Raw genomic sequence first — 25520 nt, 5'->3', positions numbered from 1 at the left:
TTTTTCAGATATTTATAAGCTTAATCCTTCAAAATCTCCACCAGCAGGGCTTTTTGGGCATGGAGGCGATTGCCTGCCTGGTCGAATACGACAGAATGCTTTCCATCGATCACCTCGGCGGTTACCTCCTCGCCGCGATGTGCTGGGAGGCAATGCATGAAGATATGATCTTCCTTTGCATGCTTGAGCAATTCAGCATTCACTTGAAAGCCATGGAAATCTTTTAACCTTTGTTCATTTTCACTTTCCTGTCCCATGCTGGTCCATACATCCGAATAGATGATATCGGCGTCTTTCACTGCTTCTAATGGCGATTCGTTAATAACCAGCTTTGCACCGCTTTGGGCTGCAAACCCTTTACAGCGAGCAGTAATTGTCTCATCAGGAAAATATCCTTTTGGAGCGGCAATCGAAACATTCATACCGACTTTTGTACAAGCAATCATCAGTGAATGAGCGACATTGTTTCCATCGCCGATATATGCCAGATTTAGACCCTCAAGCTTCCCCTTCTTTTCGTGAATCGTCAATAAATCGGCTAAAGCCTGACAGGGGTGATACATATCCGTAAGTCCGTTAATCACCGGTACAGTCGCATGATCTGCGAGTTCCTCTACCGACTTATGCGAGAAAGTCCTGATCATAATGGCATCTATATATTGTGAAAGTACCTGCGCTGTATCAGCTACTGTTTCTCCACGGCCTAGCTGCAGATCGTTGCCATTAAGATAAAGCGCGCTTCCGCCAAGCTGGATCATCCCGACTTCAAATGAAACCCTCGTACGAGTTGATGACTTATCGAATATCATTCCAAGAATCTTGCCCTTTAGCGGATGGTCAAATTGCTTGTTTAAAGTCTTCTCCTTTAAAACGATCGACTTTTCTAGTAATGTGGTAATTTCCTGAGGCTCCAAATCTGCTAAAGTCAATAAGTCCTTGCCTTTTAAATTGATGTCTAGCTGCTGCACTGCGTTCATTTCGCCATCACTTCCTCACTCGTTTCTTTAAGCCATTCTCCCAAGGCTTTTACATTCCATTTATCACCTGATGCACTGTTTAAAAGGGCGTATAAGGTTTCTTTTTGCGTCAGGACAATCTTTCTGTTCTTGATTGCCCATTCTCTCACAGCTATATCTCTTGTTGTTGTTCCAGGGCAGTATAACGCTGAAACTTCTTTGTAATCCTCAACACTTTCGAAATCCATCATTTTTAAAGTTCCGGGCTGTTTGCCGAATACTAGTAAATCCTCCTTATCAACGAAAGCAATTGCTCCCTGCACTGCTTTTCCGCTGATCGAATGGAAGCTTTTGTTCAATGCCTCTTCAACTGAAGCGCCAATACTGATGCCTTCCCCAGTGGATATCATCTGTGGACCTGTCTTTGCATCAAGCCCTTTCAAGGCAAAATTAGAGAAGACCGGATGTTTTACACAAGTGAATGGCGCTTCAGAATCGAGCACGATTTCGTCTTTCGACAAAAAGTATTTCCCGAGCAATATTTTTGTCGCTTTTTTCACTAATTCCACACCTGCTACCTTGCTAACAATTGGCATCGTCCTGCTTGAACGCGGGTTAATTTCTAGTAGCAAAACTTCTTTTCCTTTCACAATAAACTGAATGTTCATTAGCCCTTTATAATTAATTTCATTCACAATTTTTTTCGCATACTCAGCCATCAATTGTTTTGTTTCAATTGAAAAGCTGCGGGCTGGAATAAGACAAAAACTATCGCCGGAATGGACGCCTGTTTTTTCAATGTGTTCGATGATTGCAGGAATCAGGATGTTCTTCCCATCAGCTGCAAGATCAAGCTCTGCCTCGTTTGCTTCAAGATATTGGTCAACAAGTATCGGGTATTGTATTTTCCCTGCATGCAAGACCTTAGTCAGCTCTTGCGAATTCCTGATTACAACCATATTCAATCCGCCGATTACATACGAAGGTCTGATTAAAACTGGATAGCCTAAACTCTCCACCGCGTTAAACAACTCACCTTCATCTCCAGCTGTTTCTCCTTTTACTCGCGGAATTTCAAGGCTATCGAGCAGCTGGTAAAATTCGTCCCTGTCTTCAAATAAATCGATTGTCTTTGAGCTTGTTCCAAGCAGCTTCACACCTGCTTCTTCCAGCCCTTTCGCCAGATTCAAAGCGGTTTGACCGCCAAGCTGGACAATCACTTCTTCGATTCCCTCCATCTCGATCACATTCAAAATATCTTCCAATGTTAATGGTTCAAAGTACAATCTGTCAGATATCGCAAAATCTGTACTCACGGTTTCCGGATTGTTATTAATCATAATCGTTTCCACATTTTCTTCCTTAAGAGCAAACACGCCGTGAACAGAGCAGTAGTCAAACTCAATTCCCTGTCCAATGCTGATCGGACCGCTGCCAATGACCAGCACCTTTCGCTTGCTGCTTTTAGCAGGCGCTTCATTTTCCCCAAAATAGCTGGAGTAAAAATAGTTAGAGGAAGATTCGAATTCTGCTGCACAAGTATCAACCATTTTATAGACAGGTATAACACCATGCTTTTTGCGCAGTGCTCGGATTGTCTCCTGGCTGACCTTCCATTCTTTCGCAAGGTATTCATCGCTGAAGCCCTTTTCCTTAATGAGCCTCAACTCGGAGGACGTTGTCTTTTCGATATTTAACCCAGCAATCAACTTCTCCATTTCAATCAAAGCCTTAAATCTAGCGAGGAAAAATAAATCGATTTTCGTTTTTTTATGCAGGGAATGGATGTCTTCTTGTCTGCGCATTAGTTCAAGCAGAGCAAAAATCCTCTGATCTGTCTGTTTTGCCGCCAGCAAATAAAGATCCTCAACGGTAAATTCCTCAATTGCAGGAAGCTTTAAATCAAGCGTCTTGATATTAAGCGAACGGACCGCTTTGATAAATGCCCGCTCGAAGCTTCGGTCTATAGCCATTGCTTCTCCAGTTGCCTTCATTTGAGTGCCCAAAGTTCTGTCGATTTGTGGAAATTGTTCGAACGGCCATTTAGGTATTTTCACAACAACATAGTCAAGTGCAGGTTCATAGCTCGCAAACGTATTCCCAGTTACAGGATTTATTATTTCCGCCAGGTTATATCCTACAGCCAGTTTTGCCGCCACCCGGGCAATTGGATAGCCAGTCGCTTTTGAAGCAAGTGCTGAAGATCTGCTCACCCTTGGATTCACTTCGATCAAGTAGTAATTTTTGCTTTCAGGATCAAGGGCAAACTGGATGTTACAGCCTCCAACAATACCTAAAGCGGAAATAATTTTAACCGCTGACGTTCTAAGCATCTGGTATTCACGGTCAGTCAGCGTTTGCGAAGGCGCGACTACGAATGAATCACCAGTATGGACACCTACTGGGTCGATATTTTCCATATTGCAGATTGCGATACATGTTCCGGCGGCATCACGCATCATTTCATATTCAATTTCTTTATAACCCGCAATGCTCCTTTCAATCAGGCATTGTTTAATAGGACTTTCATTTAAACCGCCAGAGACTAAGGTCTTTAATTCTTCCATGGTATCAGCAATTCCGCCGCCTGTGCCTCCAAGAGTGTATGCAGGACGTACAATTAACGGGAAGCCGATTTTTTCGGCAAATGCGGCTGCTTCTTCGACATATTGGACGATTTCACTTTCAGGAACTGGCTCATTCAACTCATGCATCAAGCTCCGAAAAGCTTCCCTGTCCTCGCCTTGTTTAATACTGGCCACAGATGTTCCAAGTACTTTCAAATTATATTTCTGAAGGATTCCCTGCTCGCTTAGCTGGAAGACCAAGTTCAATCCTGCCTGGCCGCCAAGAGTTCCGAGAATTCCATCTGGTTTTTCGCGCTGGATGACTTTTTCCACCCCTTCAACCGTCATTGGCTCAAAATAGACAGCATCGGCAAAAACATGGTCCGTCATCACAGTTGCCGGGTTATTATTTACAAGAATCACCCTGTAGCCTTCCTCCTTGAGGGCTATACAGGCCTGGGTTCCGGCATAATCGAATTCAGCGGCCTGGCCGATGATGATTGGGCCAGAACCGATTACTAATACTGATTTAATACTTTTATCCTTAGGCATAGCTGACTTCTCTCCGCTTTTTATATTTGACTGTATTGATGAATTCCCCAAATATGAATGTACTGTCTTCAGGTCCCGGGCTTGCTTCAGGATGGAACTGCACTGTCAGAAGTGGAAGTTTTTCATGATAAAGCCCCTCGATTGACTGGTCATTTTTGTTGTAAAAGCGTACCTTCAATCCTGTTTTGCTGATGCTGTTTTGATCAACTGCATAGCTGTGGTTTTGGGAAGACATGAATACCCTGTTGCCCTCCACATCATAAACAGGCTGATTTGCTCCACGATGTCCGAAGAGCATTTTCTTTGTATCTCCTCCAAGCGCAAGAGCTGACAGCTGGTGTCCGAGACAGATTCCTAACGCGGGGTAATGTTCAATTATTTTTCTGATTTCAGGCAGCTGCCCAAATAATTCTTTTGGGTCACCAGGTCCATTGGATAACAGGACGCCATCAGGCTGCAATGCCGCGATTTGGTCAAAGGTATAATTATATGGAACAATCGTCACCAGGCATTTTTGTTTAACCAAATAATCGGCAATCGACTTCTTGAAGCCATAATCGATTAACACAATGTGAGTGTCGCCGCAGCCGATTGTTTCTGGCTTCATCGTGGACACTTCTTTTACCTTCAGGCAATCAATCATGTCACAGTTTAATTTGCAATCCGGATCTTTCGATAGGATCGCAGGCATCGTGCCATTTTGTCTAATGTTCTTAACAAGCTCGCGAGTATCAATATGTTCAAGAACGGGAATTCCCCATTTCTCCAAGTACTCAGTAAAGGAATGTTGTGCTTCATAATGGTAAGCAGTTGTCGCAGCCTCATAGACGACTACTGCTGCAACGTGCGGCTTTTTACTCTCAAAATCCGCATCATTTATGCCATAGTTTCCGATCAACGGGTACGTGAAAACAATGATTTGATTTTTATATGAAGGATCTGTTAGAACCTCCTGGTAGCCAGTCATTCCTGTAAAAAACACAATTTCTCCAGCAATTCCTTCTTCAGCAAGCGAACCATGCAAGTGCCCCTGAAATGTCTTGCCGTCTGCCAGATGCAAATATCCTTTCATCAGACACCTCTCCAGTTGAATATTTATTTACTTAAATTAATTTTTATGCATTATTATTCAAAAAAGATACAGCCATTACGCTGTGATTGTACAATTTTTTAACGTTTCTTCTAGTATGCAAACAGCCGTTTCAATCTCTTCTGTACTGACATTCAGCGGAGGCAGGAGGCGGATGACCTTTTCTCCTGCTGGCAATACAATCAAGCCAGCCTTTCTCAACTCTGCAAGGATTGGCTGGACAGCAATTTTCATGTCAATTCCTGCCATCAGACCAAGACCCCTGATTTCATTAACACATTCAATGCAGCCAAGTTCCTTATGGAGAAGCTCAAATAAAAGCTTTCCTTTGCTTGCGGATTCGTGTAGAAACTCTTCGTTAAAGATAATCTTCATCGTAGCTGCTGCGGCGGCTGTACTAATTGGATTTCCGCCAAATGTGGAACCATGGCTTCCTGGACCGAAGTATTCCTCCAGCTCCGCTTTGCCAACGGCAGCCCCTATTGGCAGCCCGTTTCCCAGGCCTTTTGCAACCGTTATGATATCAGGTTCAATACCAAAATGCTGAAAAGCAAATGGTTTTCCCGTACGGCCAATCCCAGTCTGGATTTCGTCGACAATCAGCAAAGCACCATTGTCAGAACAGGCTTTTGCTGCCGCTTTAATGAAATCGGAAGTGACGACATGAATTCCGCCTTCCCCCTGGACGATTTCAATCATTACTGCAGCGGTATTACAATCCATTTCATTTTGGAAAGCCTCTAAATCATTGAATGGCAGGTGGACAAATGTTTCTAGCATGCTGCCAAAGCCCTGCTTGATTTTTTCCTGTCCGGTTGCGGCCATGCCTGCGAATGTCCTGCCGTGAAAGGATTGCTGGAAAGTAATGATTTTTGTCCGTCCGGTTGCTTTTCTCGCTAGTTTAATGGCTGCTTCATTTGCCTCAGCACCGCTATTCGCAAAGAATACAAAATCGAGTCCAGAGGCTTTAGCAAGCTGTTTTGCCGCTTCTTCCTGAATACTTTGCGGAAACAGGTTGGAAACGTGCCAAAATAACTCCAGCTGATCCTTCACTGCATGCTCTACTGCTTCTGGACGGTGACCCAAATTGCATACACCGATTCCAGAAGTGAAATCAAGATATTGAAGTCCATCTTTACCATAGATTACAGACCCTGCTGCTCTTTCAGGCTCGATTTCCCATCTTTGATAGGTCGGGAATAAATTACTCATTTTAACACCCTTTCTTTTGCGGCAATAGCTGTCCCGTGCCAGCATTTATTTTTATAAAATTGCTTTTTCCCAGAAATGATCATCACTGTTTCTACCCCAGCAGCCGTCGCTGTTAATGCGGAGTTAACCTTAGGGACCATTCCGCCATAAATGTTTCCATTAGAAATATGGGTATTTATTTCTCTATCAGTCATTTCACTGACAATTTCTCCATTGATTAGAATGCCGTCAACATTGGTAACAAATGCACACCGATCCGCATTGAGAGCTTTTGCTATTGATGCAGCCGCATAATCGCCATTGATATTTAGTTTAAAGCCGTCTTTCGCTGCCGCAATTGGGGTAATGACAGGGATATAACCGTTTTCGATTGCCATCATGATCAGATTTGTGTTGACGTTAGTAATTGTCCCTACATAGCCTAATTCTGATTTATCAATATAATCAGCTTGCAGGCATAATCCGTCGCTGCCATTGATGCCAAGCGCATTGAAGCCATGCTTCAACAGCATCCCACACAGCTGACGATTCGTCTGGCCGGACAGAACCATTTCTACTATTCCCATTGTTTTTTCGCATGTTACTCTCAGCCCATCTTTAAAATTTGCAGGAATTTCATATAAGTCAAGCATCGAATTGATCGCTGGGCCGCCGCCATGGACTATGACTGGGTAATGACCGTTCTCTATCAATTCTCTTAAGCTATCAAAAAAGTCATCATTAAGCTCTTCCAAAACACTGCCGCCGCATTTAAGGACAATAATTTCCAATGAATTCGCCCCTTTATGTCCGATAACTTGCATTTATTTTCACATAATCATATGAAAGGTCACAGCCCCATGCCATTCCTTTTCCATCTCCCAAATGAAGGTCAACGAAAATTTGCACCTTGTCGTTCATCAGGTAATCCTTTGCTCCATTTTCATCAAAAGCGATTGGAGTACTGCCCTGGAGCATGGTAATGTCACCAAGGGCGATATCGACTGTTTTTGGATTTACTGTGGCCTGGCTTTGGCCGATTGCACCGATGATTCTTCCCCAATTCGCATCTGCACCATATACAGCTGTTTTGACAAGGTTTGAGCCAGCAATCTTTTTTGCGATTATGCGCGCTTCATCATCGGAGATTGCTCCTGCGACTGAAACCTCAATCAGCTTCGTGGCCCCCTCCCCATCTCTGGCAATCTGCTTTGCAAGGCTTGCACAGCTTTCTTTTAAGAGTTCGAGAAAAACCGGCCATTCGGGATGATCCGGATTCAGCGGTTTATTCGCTGCCGCTCCGTTGGCCATTACAAGCACCATATCATTTGTTGAGACATCACCATCTACTGTAATTTGATTGAAAGTAGTATTAGTAACTCCTTTTAATGCAGCCGAAAGGTGTTCACTTGAAATAACAGCGTCAGTTGTCAGAAAGCCAAGCATTGTCGCCATATTCGGGTGGATCATTCCAGAACCTTTGGCTGCTCCGCCAATATGAACGGTCATGCCATCAATCTCAGCAGAATAACAGCATTGCTTCATGACAATATCAGTCGTCAGGATCGCCGTTTGGAACGCCTCCGCATCGTCAGCTCTCTTCCCTATAGTAAGTCTCTTGATTCCTGCTTCAATTTTTTCCATCTGCATAAATTCCCCGATGACTCCGGTAGAAGCAACGGCGACATGATGTTCGGCAAACCCTAATTTTGATGCTGCAAGGGACCTCATCTTCAATGCATCCAGATAACCTTGGTCACCAGTACAAGCATTCGCGCAGGCACTATTGACAACAATTGCCTGCAGCACTCCTTCCTGGGTGATGCTTTCCTGTGTCACCAGCAAAGGTGCTGCCTGGAAGTGGCTTGTCGTATAGACGGCAGCACAGCTCGACGGAGTTTCGCTAACGATCATTCCTAAATCATGCTTATTATATCGAAGTCCCGCATGGACACCGCCGCACATGAAGCCTTCAGGGGTCAAGATGCCGCCGTTGTGAATTTCTTTTATCAGCTTTTGGTCAGTTAATGCCTGGTACATATTATCCTCCTTTATGGATACAGGGGAATCATTTCAAGACCCGCCGTTTCCTCCAAACCATACATAATATTGGCGTTCTGGACAGCCTGCCCTGCCGCGCCTTTCATCAAATTATCGATAACCGAAACAATTGTAACTCTTCCAGTCCTTTTGTCTGCATGCAAGCCAATATCACAAAAATTCGATCCTTTAACCTCTTTGACTGAAGGGAAAACTCCATTCTTCCGGACTCTGATAAACGGGTGGCCATTGTACGTTTCTTCATATAAGTCTATTAATCTTAGAGTATCCAGTTCTTCCTGAAGCTTGACATACATAGTAGCCATGATTCCCCTTGTAACTGGAATCAGATGGGTACTGAATGTTACCTTCACATCTTCACCATTCCAAAGACTGAGCTGCTGTTCGATTTCAGGAATATGCTGATGTTCATTCACTTTATAAATTTTGAAATTTTCATTCAACTCAGCGTACAGCGTTCCCATTGAAGGCGACCTGCCCGCTCCGGATACACCTGATTTGGCGTCAATAATGATGCTTCCGGGATCAACCAGCTTTTCAGCCATGAGCGGCGCCAAGCCAAGGAGTGCTGCAGTTGGATAGCATCCTGGGTTTGCCAGGAGCCTTGCGCTTTTAATTTCCTCCCTGTTCCATTCACTAAGGCCGTAGACTGCCTCAGCCAAGATAGAGTCACCGACCGGCTCATGTCCATACCATGCTTTATATGAATCTGGCTCTTTTAATCTCATATCCCCTGATAAATCGATTACTTTGATATCTTCTCGGAAAAATGAATCAACAAGCTTTCCAGAAACTTTAGAAGGAGTGGCCAGGAAAACAACATCTGCCTCCTCTGCGATTTTCTCCGTATCAATTTTCGTGAGAACTTTTTCAAAAATCCCGGTCAAATGAGGATATTCATCGGATAGTGATTTTTCATCTCTCGTTGTATGGATTGAATGGATGTCGAAAAATGGATGATTAGCAAGGATACGGATCAGTTCTCCTCCTCCATATCCGGTTGTGCCGATAATTGCTGCTTTCACTTTTTCCCTCCTTCTCTAAAATGCATAAATAATCATTCGAATTTATATTTATAAATAATGTTCTTTTTATTATAAGAATTCATTTTTGAAAACGCAACAAAATTATTAACAATATGTGAACAATTCACAATTTTATTGCTGGATAAATATGCTTTACAATATAATAATATTAATATTAGATATACGGTCAGGAGTATATAAATCTGCCGTATTTAAGGTGGTATTAACATGCAGACTGCAACAACCATGTCACCAAATCTGAATAAACTTTTCGAAAAGGTCCATCGGATTAAAAAGATTGATAAGGGCGCTTTCTTGTTTGAAGAAGGCAATATTGCAAATGAACTATATATTATCCAGAGCGGCAAATTCCAAATTAGCAAGATGATTCCTGATGGCCGTGAATTGACGATCAGAATGTGCTCTGCTGGAGAATTGGTTGGGGAGCTTACACTGTTCAGCCCAGGATCCAGACATATATTAAATGCCAGAGCGTCCGAGAGCGGGGCTGTCGCGGTAATCCAGAAGGATAAACTGGAGAATGAAGCAGCGAGAGACAATGAACTTGCGCTGGAACTCGTCAAATGGCTTTCTCTCCAGCATCGCAAATCACAAACAAGATTTCGCGACCTCGTCCTCCATGGAAAAAAAGGTGCTTTATACTCTACATTAATTCGGATGGTAAACAGCTATGGAGTAGAGGCGGAGGAAGGGATTAAAATCAATGTATCCCTGACAAACCAGGAACTTGCAAACTTTTGCGGCACTTCCCGAGAGGTCGTAAACAGGCTTTTGAGTGAGCTAAGAAGGAATCATATCATTTCAATCGATAAAGGCTTCATTACGGTGCATGCCCTGAGTCAGCTTAAAAGAGAAATAGATTGCGAAAGCTGTCCTTTAGAAATCTGCAATATAGAATAATTTTTTCATAAGGCTGTTTTCGGATAGGTTGTTTTTTTTCGCGCCAATTTTTCATGCCGTATATCTCTTGCCTTCGAGCTCTTTTCGAGGAGGTTTCTGAACTGGGCAAGCATAAAGGTTGAGTTAGCAACAAAGTTTACGAAAAGAGCCTTTCATAAAAAGCCGCCAGCAAATGCTGACGGCTTAATTTTTTTCTCAGAGTGCGAATAGCATGATGATGAAAAACAGAGCCGCGTTTACGATTTCATATATTCCTACTTTCATAACGGACACTGGTTTCCCGTAAAAAGCAACGGCTCTGATCAGGCTTGGTATTGCTGCAATTGCGACAATAGCTTCTCCAGCCGCAAGCCATAAAATTGGCACAAGAAGATGGTATGACCATGAAATCCATTTAAAATTGGCATTCTTTTTCTCCCGAATCATTGTTTTTACATAAAATGTGCTTCCGGTGAAAAATAGGATTGAAGCAGCAAACACAAGGATTGCTTCCTCGTTAATGGTACCGCCTGGCAGATAACTGCTCGCTAGACCGGCAATCGAAAAAACAACGATCGCACTGAGGTCGTTCATGAGAGCCCGATCTTTATTTTTTGCAGAAAAATAAGCATTAAGCATAAAGAAGGGAACCATTGAAAATCCAAAATAGACAATAGATGGTGTCGTTAATAAAGGAACCATTAAAAACACCAGAGCTGGAATCATGTAAATAAACGCCCATTTACGGTAGAAAGGAATCTTTTTCCTTTTGAACATCAATAATAATGGGTAGGTTCCTAAATATAATAATAGCCACCCGATGAAAAACGGGACATGCTGCCAGATCATTTCACTCGCCGCTGCTCCAAGCCAGAAAGGGATGATTAACATCGCCCATGCTCCATGCTGTTTTGGCATAAATAATTTCATGAATCAACACTCCCTTATGTTTCTAACCTAAATATAATGCAGTATTCCTGCTAATAAAGTGAAACACATCACATTTTTCAGCCCCAAAAATCAAATGACATCGAACTGTCAAAAAAGAACAAAAAGCGTAAGTGCCTCGTTCAGCCCTGACAAGCGCTTGAGGACCGACCGGTGAAGTCGTTCTTTGACTTCATTGGGCGGACCGAAATCGAAAAGTATAGGCGACTGTCCAACTCCGACAAGCGCTGGAGGGCCTGCCAGTGAAGTCGTTCTTTGACTTCATTGGCAGGACCGAAATCGAAATGTATAGCCGACTGTCCAGAAACGCAGAAACTGGAGACTCCACCAAAGAAGCGCTTTTTGCTTCTGCCGGGGGAGTTGAAGTTTCGGAGTTTCTAGGAGGCGACACTAGACAAGCGTCTCGAGGAGTTAGGAGCCGCAGCTAGACAATCGACTCGAGGGGCTAGGCGCTGGAGCTGGATTAAGAATACTACCTGTAGTTATCCACAACTAAATAATTTTTTAATTTCCTAAAGAACAAAAAAAGAGGCTGAATCCCCGGATTCAGCCTCTTCTGTCAAATTGAAGTTTCAAGAAGATTTTTTTCAAATATAAATGCGGTTTTAACAAATAGTAAATTTCTCTCGTGAAAGCCAGGCTTAATAGAAATAAAAATACGATTATATAATGGATCTTCGAGAGAATGGAAATGTTCAGGACCAGGTTAAGGTCTGGCTTCAATTGTGCCAGGCTGATAAGCCATTTCAATAACTGTACAGGTTCATTGGCAATGCTGCTTGAAAGCACAATTAAAATTCCTGTGGCCGTGCTGGCGGCCATAAGACCTCTCACCACATACACCAAGAGGCGGCTAGCTTTTGAAGTAGTCCCTTCTTCTCGAGTTGCATCATATTGCCACACGATTCCCATAGCCACAATTGCTGCTACTGTATATGGATAAACGATCCACAAAAAGATTTGAAGCATTTCCATCACTCTCACCTCACACATATCTCACAAACATTAACCCCATTAACATTCTAACTGGGCAAGTGTGAAGTGACAGTGACAAAAGTCGCCCGTTTTGTCTAAATTAAGAATTTTTTCTAGCTATTTAATGAACGACACTTCATTTAATTAGGGTTTTCACCTATTGTTTCAGGCTGACAGTGCCTGACTGCTAGTTTTGATTATTTATATAATCTGAAATCCATTTATAACCGGCTTCGTCTTCGGTATCAAATACTGGAAAGCCAGAATTAATAAGCTGGTTTCCCAGCTTCGGATCACGATGAAAAATGATTTTAATATTCGGCAGCTTTTCCAGAAGCTCCAGGTCATTTTTATCGCGGAGAATCACTGCCTTAGGATATCTCTCGTTCTTATATCCTTCGATTATAATTACATCTGGCTTAAAGAACGACAGCATTTCGATCTCTTTTGCTAGTGACCACGGTACATCTTCAGCCTGAATGATTATCCTGCCCCCTCCTTCTACAAGGGAGACAGTGGCTCCTGCCTTTATATGTCGTCCTGAATCCTTTGTTTCCAGTACATCCGGCTTTCCGCCATGTCCATGATGTTTAATGGTGGCGATTTTCAGGCCGGAAGCAGATAACTTTTCAATCAGCTTGATGCTCAGCGTGGTTTTTCCACTGTTCTGATACCCTGCTACCTGAAATAATACTGGTTTTACCAAGGCCATTCACTGCCTGTGTGGTCTTCGAGCATCAGGACATCCACTTCCACTCCCTGCTCAAAGCCTCTCGTGCCACCTGGAAGTATCATCAGCGAGTTTGCCCCGGCCAGGCTCATGATGATATTGGACTTATCAAGACCGCTAGGAGTCACAACCAGCCTGCCGTCCTGAATTGTCAATGCACTTCTTACAAATCTTGTGAAAGGATTTGCTTTCGGAAAATTGGCGTCAAGTATCGCTTTTTCCTTCCGTAAATGCGGCTGCTCTGTGAACAGCAACGTCCTGACGATTGGACGGGCAAACAGTTCAAAGCCTACATAACAGGCAGAAGGGTTTCCGGACAAGCCGAATAATAGCTTGCCATCAAGCTGTGCCACTGTCGTGACGCTGCCAGGCCTCATCGCTACTTTATTGAAAAGGACTTCAGCACCAAGCTTTGCATAAATCTCTGGAAGATAATCATAATCTCCGACAGACACACCGCCAGTAGTGATGAATAAGTCAACTTCCTCGATTGCCTTGCTGACTGCATCGAAGCATGTATCAAAATCATCAGGCAGCTGGCCAAAGTATTTAACTTCCGCTCCTGCCCGCAGTATTTGCGCAGAAATCATATAAGAATTGCTGTTCCGGATCTTTCCTGGCTCTAAAGGTTCATCAACCTCCAGCAATTCAGTGCCGGTTGCATAAAGACCGATGACCGGTTTCTTCGCAACAGGAACTTTGGCATAACCAAAAGTCGCCAGCATGGCCTGAATTCCTGGATTTATGAATGTACCCTTCTTGACGAGTACTTCACCTTCCCTGGCATCCTCGCCTCTGTATGAAACATTTTCGCCTTTATTGTGCTTTCGCTTAGTTTCCATATATTTTTTTCCATCGCGTTCTACTTCATTTGCTAATTCAAACATGACAACAGCATCGGCGCCAACTGGCATTTGTGCCCCCGTCATGATCCTTACTGCATGGAAAGGGCCAAGCTCTTTTTCAGTCAGCATTCCTGCCCCGATGTGGTCAACCACTTCAAATTCCACAGCCTGGGACTGAGATGCTTCCTGGGTATCGATTGAACGCACGGCATATCCGTCATATGGAGCCCTGTCAAAATGCGGTACATCACTAGTTGCTTTCAGGTCTTCGGACAGATATCGTCCATAGCTTTCATTGATTGAAACATATTCAGTGGAGCCAATCTTCTTGTGCTCCATTACCTTCTTTACTGCCTCTCCAATTGGAATAGGCTTTCTCTTCTCTAACATATAATCAGCTCCTATTGCAGGCTAAACTTTTAAGTTTTTTAAGTAAAACATTGTGAAAATATCATTTTAACAATATTACCCTATTCATTATAAGAGTAATGTAAAAACGAGAACATAACAAACCTCACAGTATTCTCTCATAAAATCCCGTGAAAATATGTAGATTTTTTGTGAAGTGTGATACACATCACCAAGCAGTAAAACCATTTCCTTTATGATGAGTATGTAAACAGTATAAACAAATTAATTTGGAGGTTTTTTAAATGAAAATGCCTTTCGATCAAAATTCTTTAGTAAAAGATATTGTCAATATATTCCCGCAATCAAGTGATTTATTCAAGAAAAATAGATTGGATTTCTGTTGTGGCGGCAACCGGCCCCTGGCTGAAGCTGCTGGAGAACAGAATCTCGATGTACCAGCTATCTTGACTGAGCTTGAAGACCTTTACAAAAAACATAACGGAACTGCCGAGAATATGGAAGTTTGGACAGAAACCGACTCGGCAGCTTTGATTGATCATATTAAGCATAAGTACCACCGGGAGCTTGAAGAGGAGCTGAAAATGCTCAGTCCTTATGTAACCAAGGTTGCGAAGGTACATGGTGACCGTCACGAGGAACTTTTGAAAGTCTATGAATTATTCTATGAATTAAAAAAAGAGCTGCTCGAGCATACAGGAAAAGAAGAAGCAATTGTGTTCCCACTGCTGCTCCAGCTTGATTCAGCGGATGAGGAACAGCGCTCCAAGATTCTGTCTGAAATCACTGAGCTTGAAAAAGAGCATGATCATGCAGGCTCAATCCTTAAGGAGCTTAGAATAATCACATCCGATTTTAACCCGCCAATGGACGCGTGCGGAACGTACCGTTTAGTATACAAACGCCTGGAAGCCCTGGAATCCCATACCTTCATGCACGTACATCTTGAAAATAATATTTTATTCCCAAGATACATCGCTTAAGGAAAAAAATGACCTCATCATTCTTTGATGAGGTCATTTCCCTTTTGCTCTTTACGTAAACTTTTTGCTTTCACACTCATCTTTAATGTATCCTGGTTCAGGCACTTATCGAAAAGTGCTTATAACGCTCCCGAAAATAACCTTGCGAAAGATTCCTTCGACCGTTCCCAAAAACCTCGTTTATAATATTGGACCGGACTGAGTTTTTCTGACTCCTCCATGTCTTCTTCATATTGGGCGACAAGGTCCCTTATTGAACTCGTTCCAAACAAGAATACATTTACCTCAAAATTCAGATGGAAACTCCTCATATCCATATTGGCCGTGCCAATCGAGGCAATATTCCCATCAACAATGATTACCTTCTGATGTAAAAAGCCTTTTTTATAAGAATAAATTTCTGCCCCATTTCGCAATAGTTCGGAAAAATATGATCGGCTCGCATATTGTGTCAAATAGCTGTCATTGATTTCAGGAACCATGATCCTGACTTCGATCCCTTTTGTTGCCGCTACTCTCAATGCAGTGCGGATAGCTTCATCAGGCACAAAATAAGGTGTAGCGATCCAGATTGACTTAGTCGCGCATGACATCATCGTATAGTAAAAATCGCTCATGATTCCTTGCTGCGTATCCGGGCCGCTTGCTACTACCTGGATGGCACCGTCCACTTCGTCATCGTCATATTCCTTCTTTACAGCGCGATGGTCTTCAAGGACCTTCTCTCCGCTGACGTATTCCCAATCAAGAAGGAAGACATTGTGAAGGGTATATACCGCTTCCCCGGTAAGCATCATATGGGTATCACGCCAGAAACCGACTTTTTCATCCTCGCCGAGATACTCCACTCCTACATTCAAACCGCCTACAAAACCTATTTCACCATCGATAATGACAATTTTCCTGTGATTTCGGAAATTGAATTTCTGATTGAAGAATCCATATTTAAGCGGTGAGAACGGAACAGCTTTAATACCAGCATCCTGCATCTTCTTCAAGTCTTTTACAGTGAATTTCAAGCTTCCGGCAGCATCGAACATAAACAGGACTTCTACGCCCTGCTGCGCTTTCTCAATCAGGATGTCAATGATTTCCTTGCCAAGCCTGTCAGACCGGAAAATGTAGTATTCCATATGAATGAATTTTTTAGCTTCCCTTAGCTTTTTTTTGATTTCTGAAAAGGTTTCATCACCATTTTTCAGGATCTTCGCTCGCGATGAAGTAGTAATCGGAGTCAAAGATGCATTTTTGGCATATTGCGCAAAACACTGTTGGTTCTCGATTAAAAAAGACAGGTCTCGAGATTCTTCCTTTCTCATCAATCTTACCCACTCGTCTCTATCACGAGTGCGTTTACTTTTATACAAGTATCCTTTCAGATATAGCTGCCCGGAAAAAAGGTAAAAGAAATATCCAACCACAGGAAAGAGCAGCATTACGTACATCCACATAAGCGTATGCTGTGCCGATCGGTTTTCAAGCATCAATGAATAGATGCTGATCAGGATAATAATCCCATAAATCAGTATTGCCGCACCCTTCACCATCTGGCTGCAGCCAGTAAAAAACACAACATAAATACAAGCAATCAAAATGAATACAAATAAAAAATGAATTCTTCTCTTTAACATTCAGGCATTCCCCAGATCATCAACAAGATATAGTAGATTAATGTATACCCAATATCTATTTGTTTGGAAACATAGTATGCCCAATATCAGGGGGAGATAGGAGATAAACCTGGGCTGTGGGACAAACTTAACCATATCGATAACAAAAAAGACCCCCGAAGGAGTCTTTAGCCGCCAATATAGGACATTTCAATTTTCTTTCTGTTCGCGACAGTTTCTGCAGTCCGCTCATCAGAATACCGGTCTGTACGATGGTTCCAAATGTCTGTGATTCGGGCGCGAAGCTCGTCATCTGTAGCCCCTGCACGCATGAAATCACGGATATCATGGCCGTTTCCATTGAATAGGCAGGTGAAAATCTGACCGTTCGCCGATAAGCGGGACCTAGTGCAGCTTGAGCAGAACGACTCTGAAACCGAAGAAATGAAGCCCACATTGATATCTGTTCCCTTATATCTATATTTTTTAGCGACCTCACCGAAATAATCCGGATCCACCTGTTCCAACTCATAGTGTTCATTGATCGTGTCATAAATTTGCTTCTTTGTAATGACATCATCCATTTTCCAGCCATTTGTGCTGCCTACGTCCATGTATTCAATATAGCGCAATTCCAGGCCTTCCTTTTTGCAGAATTCCGCCATCGGAAGGATTTCTGAATCATTAAGCCCTTTTTTGATAACCGTGTTGATTTTCACGCCTAAGCCAGCTTTTTTTGCTGCTGCGATTCCATCGAGAACAGGTCCAACACCAACATTCCTGCCGTTGATTTCACCAAAAAGTTCATCCTTCAAGCTATCAAGGCTGACATTTACACGCACCAAGCCTGCCTCACGCAGCTGTTCTGCATATTTAGGAAGCAGCACACCATTGGTGGTCAAGGCTATATCCTTAAGCCCTTCGATCTCGTTCAGCTTTTTAACAAGTATAGGCAAATCCTTGCGCAGTAATGGCTCTCCGCCAGTCAGCCTGATTTTTTCTACACCCAGTTCTATAAACATTTTTGCAACACGTTCAATTTCCTCATAAGATAACAGCTCGCTTTTTGGCAAGAAAGCGAAGTCTGGTCCGAATATATCCGCAGGCATGCAATACTGGCAGCGGAAATTACAACGATCTATAACAGAAATACGCAAGTCGCGAAGTGGTCTATTCAATTGGTCTTTGATTATGTTTTTTACCATATGTGTCAACTCCAATTATTATAGAAGTTATCATTATTGACATTGTAACAGCAACAACTGTAGTTAACTGTTAATATTCTCACAGTAACATCAATAGTCCTCTATTTAAATAGTAGATTTAATCCTTATATCTATATTACAACATAAAAACTGCCAGGATAGTGTTTTTTCGCATGAAATGTCATTATGTTGTCATATGTTTTGAAATGAAAAAAAACTGCATCAGGTATTTTGATGCAGTTTTTTATATTGTTTATTTGTTTTTTACAGTCAATTCACTGAACATGCCGACAAAATTCTTAATCTCGCCTGCTTCATTTTTCACAGGGCTGATCGTCAGCCACTCAGGGTAAACTGTGCCATTCTTTTTCTTGTTCCAAATCTCACCCTGCCAAAAACCTTTTTCTTTGATTGCCTTCCACATATCCTTATAAAAATCTTCTTCATGTTCACCGGATCGCAGTATGTTAGGATTTTTACCCATGACTTCCTCAGGGCTGTATCCTGTTACGGTAGTGAAAGCAGGATTAACTTTTTCAATATTCCCTTTCACATCAGTGATCATGATTCCCTCGATTGTGTGGTCAATGATATTTTTAGCAAGGCTTAATTTATCCTGGTAGTACATCCAGATTACAATGATCAGGCTTGCCAGAGCCACTTGTGATAAAGCCATGAAGCCAATCGCATAGTGTCCTGTCAGGTTGAACAGGAATGCCAGCATAAGCGGTGGGAAGAAACCACCCAGGCCACCCATCGCAGAAACGATTCCATTGACGATTCCTGCTTGTTTAGAGAAATAGAGAGGTACAAGTTTGAAGACTGTACCGTTTCCTATTCCTGCACAGATAGCCACAGCAAGGCAGCCGATCGTGTATAAAGTCAGTGATGGCATGAATGACAACAAAATCCCTGATATCGTCATTCCAGCAAATACAAACATCAAGATGATGAAAGAGTTGAATTTGTCTCCAAGCCAGCCTCCGATTGGCCTAAAAAATGTTGCCAACGCGATGAAGCCTGCTGTCCTGATTCCTGCGTCGACTTTTTCAAGATCGAAATGAGAAACGAGGAAGTTTGGCAAATAGATGGTGAATGCTACAAACGAACCGAAAGTTAAGAAGTAAAATAAACTTAAAGCCCAGAGCTTTTGATTTTTATAGACACTTTTTATTTGGTCCCCCAATGGTGTAACTACCTTTGGCTCTTTTTTATCGCCCAGGAAAAAATTGATTGCAGCGAATGCCACCAATAAGATTAGGTAAAACTTGACTGTCGTCTGCCAGCCGAACTGTGAGGCAATGACAGGAGCTGAAAAGGTTGAAATCGCTGTGCCAAGGTTCCCTACACCATAAATCCCGTTGACAAAGCCGTGGCGTTCTTTTGGAAAATACTTCGGCAGCGAAGTAACACCTACTGAGAATATTGCCCCGCCAATACCAACAAACAAACCGCCAATCAGAAGGTCAGAATAGGAATCTGCAAGACTGATGAAATAGACCGGGAACAGCAGTAATGTAAAACTGATAAAGAATAACTTCCGGGCACCGAATTTGTTCGTCCAATAACCAATTGGAATCCTTAAAATCGAACCAAGAACAACCGGGATCGCTGTGGCCATCGCTACCTGGTTAGCAGACATCTGTATGTCCTCTTTTATGAATGGCATTAATGAGGATAAAATTACCCATACCATGAACCCAGCAACAAGACTAAGCGTTTGTACCGGCAGTTGAAGTTTTTGTGTTTTCATATTTTCTCTCCCTTTCGTGCTACCTAATTTATTCCCCAATGTCAGTGAATTTGTGATAGAAGCTTTCTATGGGTAAATCGTAAAAAATTCAAAGACTTTACGATGTGATGAACTTCACACCTGTTTCTTTGTTCAATAAACCGTCACAGATGTCGCCAAACATGTAAATCTTCTACCTCTTTTTATCGATATAATAAACCTGTGCCAACATTGTTTCAGAATTGTGAACAGAAAGCTTCCTTAATGTGACGACATTTTGACAATTGATGTTTCGATATTCAGTAAACACTACGACGGTGTTATTATTGTGACAATAAAGATACTGCCACGGAATATATTGTAAAAACTCTTGTTCATTGAACAGGAGTTAAGGTGTTAAAAATAAGAAAAAGGGTGATGACCATGCCAAACACAACTAAAGTAACTCATTCAATTGAAATTAAAGAATTGCTTCAGTTCGCCGACCGGACGATCCATGTTAAAAAGGGTTCTTACTTGTTCCAGGAAGGCATGGAGGCAGAGGAGCTTTACTTGATTCTTGGCGGCAAGGTCCAAATCAGCAAGGTCACCCAGGATGGCCGTGAGCTCGCACTGAGAATTTGTGGAGAAAATGATATTTGCGGTGAATTGACATTGTTCACAGATGCTCCAAAGTACCTGCTTAGCGCCCTTATCCTTGAAGATGCAAAAATCGCTGCGATCAGAAAGGATGTCATTGAAAAAGAGATTTTCCAAAACCCTTCACTCGCGTTTGAATTCATGAAATGGATGAGCGACCATTTCCGAAAGACACAGACGAAATTCCGCGACCTTGTACTTAACGGGAAGAAAGGCGCGTTATTCTCAACTTTGATCAGAATGACCAATAGCTACGGTGTGCATAAAGACACTGGCATTTTGATTGATCTTCCATTAACGAACCAGGAGCTGGCAAACTTCTGTGGAACATCCCGCGAAAGCACGAACCGTATCCTGAACGACTTGAAACGAGAAGGAATCATCTCAATTAAAAAAGGAAAGATTCTGATTCATGACGTTGAGTTTTTACGTCAGGAGATTGGCTGCGAAAACTGTCCAGCGGTATTCTGTTCCATTGATTAAGAACAAAAAGTGCAAGTGCCTCGTTAAGTTCCGACATGCGCTGGAGCTGGATTAAGTATAATACATGGAGTTATCCGCAACTAAATAATTTTTAATTTCCCAAACAAACACAAAGAGTGAAGCACCTTGATGCTTCACTCTTTTTTTGCATTCACCGCTCACTTCGTGAAAAGTGCGGATTTTTAAATTTGTTTTTGCTTTCTCAATGCTTTAGGAATGTAAACGCAGAATGGTTCGCTCTCCAAATAATCGCCAGTCATTGCATACGCGCGTGAACGTGAACCGCCACAGACGTGCCTGAATTCGCAAACGCCACATTTACCTTTATATTCATCAGGGTTTCTTAAAGATTTGAAAACTGGTGACTCCCTGTAAATCTCGGCAAGAGGCTGTTCTCTTACATTCCCTGCTTTTACTGGCAGTAGTCCACTTGGATATACATCTCCAACATGTGAAATAAATACGAACCCATTTCCGTCATTGACCCCTTTAGGCGCCCTTCCAAGCCCGTCAATCGAACCAGTAAGCCCTTCTTTAGTCAAAGCTGTGAGGTAATCAATTTCATCAGTTTGGTCTTTGGCTTCGCGCATTTTTTGCTGTATGACAACCCGGCGATAATGCTGGGCCGCTGTTGTTTTAATATCAAATTTCACTCTTTTACTTAAATCATACAGCCAAGTAAATACTTTTTCATGCTCAACAGGCGAAATCATGTCCTTTTCCTGGCCGCGCCCTGTAGGTACAAGGAAAAATACGCTCCACAAAACACAATCGAGATCTTCAACCATTTTTGCCATTTCATCCAAATAATCTATATTGTAGCGTGATATAACAGTGTTGATCTGAATAGGGATTTCCAGTTCATGCAAATACTTAATTCTTTCCATCGTTAAATCAAATGATCCAGCAGTCCCCCGGAAATGGTCATGGATTTCGGCCGTTGGTCCGTCGATACTAAAGGCCCACCGAGAGAGCCCAACAGCTTTTGCCTTTTCAATTGCTTCCTTCGTAACATTCGGTGTCGCACTTGGTGTCATTGAAACGCGAACACCCTTTTTCACCGCATACTCAGCGATATCAAACACGTCTTCCCTCATCAGCGGGTCGCCGCCAGTGAAAACCAGCATTGGATTATTCATTTCATATATTTGGTCAATCAGCGCTTTCCCTTCCTCAAAGGACAATTCTCGCGGATCTCTTCTATATTGGGCTTCAGCACGGCAGTGCAGGCATTTAAGTTGGCAGGCTCTCGTCAGTTCCCAAATCACTATGAATGGGTCCTTATTAAAATCTCTCGCAAACATCATTTGGCGCCTCCTTTAATACTTCTATAAAAGAAGTATATAAGGGTTTCCAACATGATTAAGTGAACTACCTCACATAAAAAGGAATGAATGGGCTGATTGTATGACAATTTTGTGACCGCACTTACTTCTGATTTTATATCCTGGCCGAAAAAATATAAAAAGCAGCAGGATCAAATCCATGCTGCTTCTGTTTCATCAATTTAATCTCTCACGCCAAGAGCGATTTTTGCGTAACGTGACATCATGTCCTTTGACCAAGGCGGGTTGAATACGATATTTACTTCTGTATCCTTAACTTCCGGAAGGTCTGCAAGTGCCAATTTCACTTGTTCGACGATTGTGCCGGCAAGCGGGCAACCCATTGAAGTCAAAGTCATTGTAACAGTTGCGAGTCCTTCTTCATTCAAATCCACATCATATACAAGCCCTAAATTCACGATATCTACGCCAAGTTCAGGGTCAACAACCATCTCAAGCGCACCCATAAGGCTATCTTTCAAATCTTGATCCATCGGTGAACACTCCTTTTTAATAGCTAATACTTATTCCTATCATAACAATGATTTATAATCATTTAAAGCAGAAAGGTATTATACGTGTCTGCCAAACCATTCTGCAGCTGCCATCACACCAGCGTTCGATACAATATGTCCTGCATTCTCATCCGTTATGAATGCAAACATGTCTTCTGTACCCTCATAGCTTTTCCTGTTTTGCTCATAAAAATGATACGCAGCTTGATAAGGTACAACGGTGTCCTGTTTTCCGTGCCAGAACAGCAGCGGGCGCTTGTTCAATTTTTCTGGCTGCTGGCTAAGGTCGTATTTCTTCAGCTGATTCAGCAAAGCAGAAATTTCATCATTTGATAAGCCTAATTGTATCTTTCTTTTTTCCATTTCGTTCAGCTGCCACAATGCAAACTGTTCAAACGAAGGATTGCCCATTAAGCTTACACCAGACTTGATCCATTCGTACTTTGCAAGCGCACCTAGAGTTGTGATCCCCCCCATAGATGTACCAGCGATACCGATTCTGGATGGATCGACCAGCCCTTCTCCGACTAATTCATCCTTGATGGTCGCAAGCTCTTCAATAGAAGTGATGACAATTTCCCAAAAGTGAAATCCAAGTTCCCTTTCAGGCATCCCTTCCCCACGCTCACCATGATACTTTGCTTCTGGCATAACGACCCTGAACCCTTTTTCGGCAAATAGGTAGGCGTAATGCATATTGCGCTCTTTCGTACTCGTAAATCCATGCAGGAAAATGATCAATGGCATTTTATCTGAAAATTGCTTTTGTTTTACAATATGTAGAACGGGAATATGTCCTATGCGTTTTTTCTCGACTAAAATCAACTTTTTACCTCCTGAATCATTGCGCAGATGAAAAATTAACCCACCTTTAAGTTAGAAAAATGATTTTTTTACATTTTATATGTAAAATGGTTACCATAGTGGTTATGAGACCTATTAACCAGCATCTAATATATGTATTGTAGAACTCTTATAAAAAAAGAGCCAATCATACGCATATCATTCAAAAAAATTGTTTAAAAGGAGTATTTATGGCTGAAAAACATTTAATCGCATTAGACCTTGATGGAACCTTACTTACAGATGATAAAAGAATATCCGAAAATAATAAGCGCGTGATCCAGAAAGCTCGTGAAGAGGGCCATGTTGTGATGATTGCTACAGGGAGACCATTCCGTTCAAGCGAAATGTACTATCATGAGCTAAAGTTGGACACTCCGATTGTGAATTTTAACGGCGCGTTCGTCCATCATCCTCTGGACACAAGCTGGGGAGTCCATCATTCTCCTCTTTCGATCGATGTTGCGAAGGATATTGTCGAGGCACTCGATGATTTCAAATACCATAACATTATCGCCGAAGTAATTGACGATGTGTATGTACACTATCATGACGAGAAATTGATGGATATCTTCAACCTGGGCAACCCCAACATCACGACCGGAGACCTTAGAAGATACCTGAAGACGTCACCAACGAGCATGCTTATCCATTCTGATGAGGAGGATGTAAAAAAAATACGTGCCCACCTGTCAGAAGTCCATGCAGAAGTTATCGACCACAGAAGCTGGGCGGCTCCATTCCATGTCGTTGAAATTGTAAAATATGGGTTAAACAAAGCTGTCGGCTTAAAGAAGGCATCTGACTATTTCCAGATCCCGCCTGAAAGAATCATTGCCTTCGGCGACGAAGACAATGATTTGGATATGCTTGAGTACGCAGGACGCGGCATCGCAATGGGCAATGCCATTGAAGTTGTAAAGAACATCGCTAATGATATCACCTTGTCCAATGAAGAAGATGGAATCGGCGTTTACTTGAATGATTTGCTGAATTTAAAGGCCCTTTAAATTGAATACTGTTTGATGACCGAGTTTAAAACGTCCGAAAGCTCAAGCTCTATCGGACGTTTTTGCGGTATTTCTTGCCGAAAATGTCCTTCTTGTATATTTCATTGCTTCTTCATCTTCAAAATGTCATTTAACTTGGCTTTCTTAGACATTTCATTGCTTCTTCAACTTTAAAATGTCCTTTAACATGGCTTTCTTGGACATTTTATTGCTTCTTCATCTTCAAAATGTCCTTTAACATGGCTTTCTTGGACATTTCATTGTTTCTTCATCTTTAAAATGTCCTTTAACATGACTTTCTTGGACATTTCATTGTTTCTTCATCATCAAAATGTCCTTTAACATGGCTTTCTTAGACATTTCATTGTTTCTTCATCATCAAAATGTCCTTTAACATGGCTTTCTTGGACATTTCCTTGCTTCTTCTTCATCCAAATGTCCATTAATCTTCATTATCTTGCCAAATACAACCTGTTCCTGTACCGGTTGATTTTACACCGAAAGAGCATACTATCAGTGAAGCGGCTTTTAGCCTGTTTCAAATTCGCTCGCAGATGGAGGGGTAAACGATGGGTAAAAGCAATAAATCCAAGCGTTTTGTACAGCAAGGTGTAGATACTGTCGCCAAGCATAGTCAACGAATCCCTTACCACACCACATATGCCGAAGCTGAAGCTCAGAAGATGGCCAATGTCAGAGAATCCTCTTTAGGAGGAATTTAAAATGGGAAACAGGCTTTTTCAGGAAGCAAGGAAAGCTGTACAATTAGCTAAGACTGCGGAGCCTGCGGAACAGACTGCAGCCATGTATACTGCTAAAAATGCTCTGTCATCAGCGTACGCGAATACGACAATGGCTGAAAAAGAGCAGCTTCGGTCATTTCAAGACGAGCTGAATTCAATTGAAAACAAGTAAAAGCAAAAAGCTGGCGGTTCGTCCGTCAGCTTTTGCTTTTACTTTTACTTT

Annotated in this window: 24 protein-coding genes; 7 read left to right on the top strand and 17 right to left on the bottom strand. The window is 42.2% G+C overall.

Annotated elements, in window-relative coordinates; genetic code table 11:
* Positions 1-20: 20 nt before the first annotated feature.
* The 7 genes from argF to argC all read right to left on the bottom strand — a co-directional run bounded on the left by argF (position 21) and on the right by argC (position 9442).
* On the bottom strand, positions 21-977 hold the full coding sequence (argF, locus tag M3204_RS01265) for an ornithine carbamoyltransferase (protein ID WP_251477390.1): 957 nt from the start codon (positions 975-977) through the stop codon (positions 21-23).
* Complete coding sequence (locus M3204_RS01260) at positions 974-4075, bottom strand: carbamoyl phosphate synthase large subunit (protein ID WP_251477387.1); 3102 nt, start codon at positions 4073-4075, stop codon at positions 974-976. Before M3204_RS01260 ends, argF begins: the two co-directional genes overlap by 4 nt.
* Positions 4068-5147 carry a carbamoyl phosphate synthase small subunit gene (locus M3204_RS01255; protein WP_251477385.1) on the bottom strand — a complete coding sequence of 360 codons (1080 nt, stop codon included), beginning with the start codon at positions 5145-5147 and terminating at the stop codon, positions 4068-4070. Before M3204_RS01255 ends, M3204_RS01260 begins: the two co-directional genes overlap by 8 nt.
* 75 nt (positions 5148-5222) lie before the next feature.
* A complete protein-coding gene (locus M3204_RS01250; protein ID WP_251477382.1) occupies positions 5223-6377 on the bottom strand; it encodes an acetylornithine transaminase in 1155 nt (384 codons plus the stop codon).
* Positions 6374-7147, bottom strand: a complete 774-nt coding sequence (argB, locus tag M3204_RS01245; protein ID WP_251477379.1) for an acetylglutamate kinase — start codon at positions 7145-7147, stop codon at positions 6374-6376. The genes M3204_RS01250 and argB overlap by 4 nt, the downstream gene beginning before the upstream one ends.
* Before the next feature lie 13 nt (positions 7148-7160).
* Positions 7161-8396, bottom strand: a complete 1236-nt coding sequence (gene argJ, locus M3204_RS01240; RefSeq protein ID WP_251477374.1) for a bifunctional ornithine acetyltransferase/N-acetylglutamate synthase — start codon at positions 8394-8396, stop codon at positions 7161-7163.
* An 11-nt stretch (positions 8397-8407) separates the two neighbouring features.
* Positions 8408-9442, bottom strand: a complete 1035-nt coding sequence (argC, locus tag M3204_RS01235) for an N-acetyl-gamma-glutamyl-phosphate reductase (protein ID WP_251477371.1) — start codon at positions 9440-9442, stop codon at positions 8408-8410.
* Positions 9443-9670: 228 nt separating this feature from the next.
* Between argC and M3204_RS01230 the strand changes: the two genes are divergently transcribed.
* Positions 9671-10363: a Crp/Fnr family transcriptional regulator gene (locus tag M3204_RS01230; protein ID WP_435367712.1), complete on the top strand. Its 693-nt coding sequence runs from the start codon at positions 9671-9673 to the stop codon at positions 10361-10363.
* Between the two features lie 195 nt (positions 10364-10558).
* On the opposite strand, the gene M3204_RS01225 is transcribed toward M3204_RS01230, so the two are convergent.
* Entirely contained in the window at positions 10559-11272 is a 714-nt protein-coding gene (locus tag M3204_RS01225) for a YwiC-like family protein (protein ID WP_251477368.1), read from the bottom strand.
* Between the two features lie 260 nt (positions 11273-11532).
* On the opposite strand from M3204_RS01225, the gene M3204_RS01220 reads away from it, so the two are divergent.
* The gene (locus M3204_RS01220; protein ID WP_251477365.1) at positions 11533-11718 is read left to right on the top strand and encodes a hypothetical protein; all 186 of its coding nucleotides are present in this window, start codon (positions 11533-11535) and stop codon (positions 11716-11718) included.
* Between the two features lie 118 nt (positions 11719-11836).
* On the opposite strand, the gene M3204_RS01215 is transcribed toward M3204_RS01220, so the two are convergent.
* The 3 genes from M3204_RS01215 to M3204_RS01205 all read right to left on the bottom strand — a co-directional run bounded on the left by M3204_RS01215 (position 11837) and on the right by M3204_RS01205 (position 14230).
* Positions 11837-12265, bottom strand: coding sequence for a respiratory nitrate reductase subunit gamma (locus M3204_RS01215; RefSeq protein ID WP_251477362.1), 429 nt, complete (start codon positions 12263-12265; stop codon positions 11837-11839).
* Between the two features lie 187 nt (positions 12266-12452).
* On the bottom strand, positions 12453-12977 hold the full coding sequence (mobB, locus tag M3204_RS01210; protein WP_251648921.1) for a molybdopterin-guanine dinucleotide biosynthesis protein B: 525 nt from the start codon (positions 12975-12977) through the stop codon (positions 12453-12455).
* Positions 12965-14230: a molybdopterin molybdotransferase MoeA gene (locus tag M3204_RS01205; RefSeq protein ID WP_251477356.1), complete on the bottom strand. Its 1266-nt coding sequence runs from the start codon at positions 14228-14230 to the stop codon at positions 12965-12967. Before M3204_RS01205 ends, mobB begins: the two co-directional genes overlap by 13 nt.
* Positions 14231-14493: 263 nt before the next feature.
* On the opposite strand from M3204_RS01205, the gene ric reads away from it, so the two are divergent.
* The gene (ric, locus tag M3204_RS01200) at positions 14494-15192 is read left to right on the top strand and encodes an iron-sulfur cluster repair di-iron protein (RefSeq protein WP_251477353.1); all 699 of its coding nucleotides are present in this window, start codon (positions 14494-14496) and stop codon (positions 15190-15192) included.
* Between the two features lie 119 nt (positions 15193-15311).
* On the opposite strand, the gene cls is transcribed toward ric, so the two are convergent.
* From cls to M3204_RS01185, 3 genes are all read right to left on the bottom strand, one after another.
* A complete protein-coding gene (cls, locus tag M3204_RS01195; RefSeq protein ID WP_251477351.1) occupies positions 15312-16823 on the bottom strand; it encodes a cardiolipin synthase in 1512 nt (503 codons plus the stop codon).
* A gap of 167 nt (positions 16824-16990) precedes the next feature.
* Positions 16991-18007 carry a GTP 3',8-cyclase MoaA gene (moaA, locus tag M3204_RS01190; protein WP_251477348.1) on the bottom strand — a complete coding sequence of 339 codons (1017 nt, stop codon included), beginning with the start codon at positions 18005-18007 and terminating at the stop codon, positions 16991-16993.
* Positions 18008-18260: 253 nt separating this feature from the next.
* Entirely contained in the window at positions 18261-19760 is a 1500-nt protein-coding gene (locus tag M3204_RS01185; protein ID WP_251477345.1) for a nitrate/nitrite transporter, read from the bottom strand.
* Between the two features lie 402 nt (positions 19761-20162).
* On the opposite strand from M3204_RS01185, the gene M3204_RS01180 reads away from it, so the two are divergent.
* Entirely contained in the window at positions 20163-20861 is a 699-nt protein-coding gene (locus M3204_RS01180) for a Crp/Fnr family transcriptional regulator (protein WP_251477342.1), read from the top strand.
* A 182-nt stretch (positions 20862-21043) separates the two neighbouring features.
* Here the strand turns inward: M3204_RS01180 and M3204_RS01175 are convergent, their stop codons facing one another.
* From M3204_RS01175 to M3204_RS01165, 3 genes are all read right to left on the bottom strand, one after another.
* Positions 21044-22168, bottom strand: coding sequence for a TIGR04053 family radical SAM/SPASM domain-containing protein (locus tag M3204_RS01175; RefSeq protein WP_251477339.1), 1125 nt, complete (start codon positions 22166-22168; stop codon positions 21044-21046).
* Between the two features lie 200 nt (positions 22169-22368).
* Entirely contained in the window at positions 22369-22680 is a 312-nt protein-coding gene (locus M3204_RS01170; protein WP_251477336.1) for a metal-sulfur cluster assembly factor, read from the bottom strand.
* 78 nt (positions 22681-22758) lie between these two features.
* Complete coding sequence (locus M3204_RS01165) at positions 22759-23526, bottom strand: prolyl oligopeptidase family serine peptidase (protein ID WP_251477332.1); 768 nt, start codon at positions 23524-23526, stop codon at positions 22759-22761.
* A gap of 209 nt (positions 23527-23735) precedes the next feature.
* Between M3204_RS01165 and M3204_RS01160 the strand changes: the two genes are divergently transcribed.
* From M3204_RS01160 to M3204_RS01150, 3 genes are all read left to right on the top strand, one after another.
* On the top strand, positions 23736-24554 hold the full coding sequence (locus M3204_RS01160; protein WP_251477330.1) for a Cof-type HAD-IIB family hydrolase: 819 nt from the start codon (positions 23736-23738) through the stop codon (positions 24552-24554).
* 569 nt (positions 24555-25123) lie between these two features.
* Entirely contained in the window at positions 25124-25276 is a 153-nt protein-coding gene (locus tag M3204_RS01155) for a hypothetical protein (RefSeq protein ID WP_251477327.1), read from the top strand.
* Position 25277: 1 nt separating this feature from the next.
* Entirely contained in the window at positions 25278-25469 is a 192-nt protein-coding gene (locus M3204_RS01150) for a DUF3813 domain-containing protein (RefSeq protein ID WP_251477325.1), read from the top strand.
* Positions 25470-25520: the final 51 nt, after the last annotated feature.

Source organism: Mesobacillus subterraneus (genome assembly GCF_023715485.1).
Lineage (GTDB): Bacteria > Bacillota > Bacilli > Bacillales > Cytobacillaceae > Mesobacillus > Mesobacillus subterraneus_B.
Note: the sequence above shows the minus strand (reverse complement) of the source record. Positions and strands in the feature narration are given on the sequence as shown.

Coding starts and splice junctions, on each gene's coding strand:
- M3204_RS01170 (WP_251477336.1), bottom strand. CDS start 22,680: ATGGATCAAGATTTGAAAGATAGCCTTATGGGTGCGCTTGAGATGGTT.
- M3204_RS01260 (WP_251477387.1), bottom strand. CDS start 4,075: ATGCCTAAGGATAAAAGTATTAAATCAGTATTAGTAATCGGTTCTGGC.
- argF (WP_251477390.1), bottom strand. CDS start 977: ATGAACGCAGTGCAGCAGCTAGACATCAATTTAAAAGGCAAGGACTTA.
- M3204_RS01205 (WP_251477356.1), bottom strand. CDS start 14,230: ATGTTAGAGAAGAGAAAGCCTATTCCAATTGGAGAGGCAGTAAAGAAG.
- mobB (WP_251648921.1), bottom strand. CDS start 12,977: ATGGCCTTGGTAAAACCAGTATTATTTCAGGTAGCAGGGTATCAGAAC.
- M3204_RS01230 (WP_435367712.1), top strand. CDS start 9,671: ATGCAGACTGCAACAACCATGTCACCAAATCTGAATAAACTTTTCGAA.
- M3204_RS01215 (WP_251477362.1), bottom strand. CDS start 12,265: ATGGAAATGCTTCAAATCTTTTTGTGGATCGTTTATCCATATACAGTA.
- M3204_RS01180 (WP_251477342.1), top strand. CDS start 20,163: ATGCCAAACACAACTAAAGTAACTCATTCAATTGAAATTAAAGAATTG.
- M3204_RS01225 (WP_251477368.1), bottom strand. CDS start 11,272: ATGAAATTATTTATGCCAAAACAGCATGGAGCATGGGCGATGTTAATC.
- argJ (WP_251477374.1), bottom strand. CDS start 8,396: ATGTACCAGGCATTAACTGACCAAAAGCTGATAAAAGAAATTCACAAC.
- M3204_RS01175 (WP_251477339.1), bottom strand. CDS start 22,168: ATGATGTTTGCGAGAGATTTTAATAAGGACCCATTCATAGTGATTTGG.
- moaA (WP_251477348.1), bottom strand. CDS start 18,007: ATGGTAAAAAACATAATCAAAGACCAATTGAATAGACCACTTCGCGAC.
- M3204_RS01255 (WP_251477385.1), bottom strand. CDS start 5,147: ATGAAAGGATATTTGCATCTGGCAGACGGCAAGACATTTCAGGGGCAC.
- M3204_RS01155 (WP_251477327.1), top strand. CDS start 25,124: ATGGGTAAAAGCAATAAATCCAAGCGTTTTGTACAGCAAGGTGTAGAT.
- M3204_RS01150 (WP_251477325.1), top strand. CDS start 25,278: ATGGGAAACAGGCTTTTTCAGGAAGCAAGGAAAGCTGTACAATTAGCT.
- M3204_RS01250 (WP_251477382.1), bottom strand. CDS start 6,377: ATGAGTAATTTATTCCCGACCTATCAAAGATGGGAAATCGAGCCTGAA.
- M3204_RS01160 (WP_251477330.1), top strand. CDS start 23,736: ATGGCTGAAAAACATTTAATCGCATTAGACCTTGATGGAACCTTACTT.
- cls (WP_251477351.1), bottom strand. CDS start 16,823: ATGTTAAAGAGAAGAATTCATTTTTTATTTGTATTCATTTTGATTGCT.
- M3204_RS01185 (WP_251477345.1), bottom strand. CDS start 19,760: ATGAAAACACAAAAACTTCAACTGCCGGTACAAACGCTTAGTCTTGTT.
- ric (WP_251477353.1), top strand. CDS start 14,494: ATGAAAATGCCTTTCGATCAAAATTCTTTAGTAAAAGATATTGTCAAT.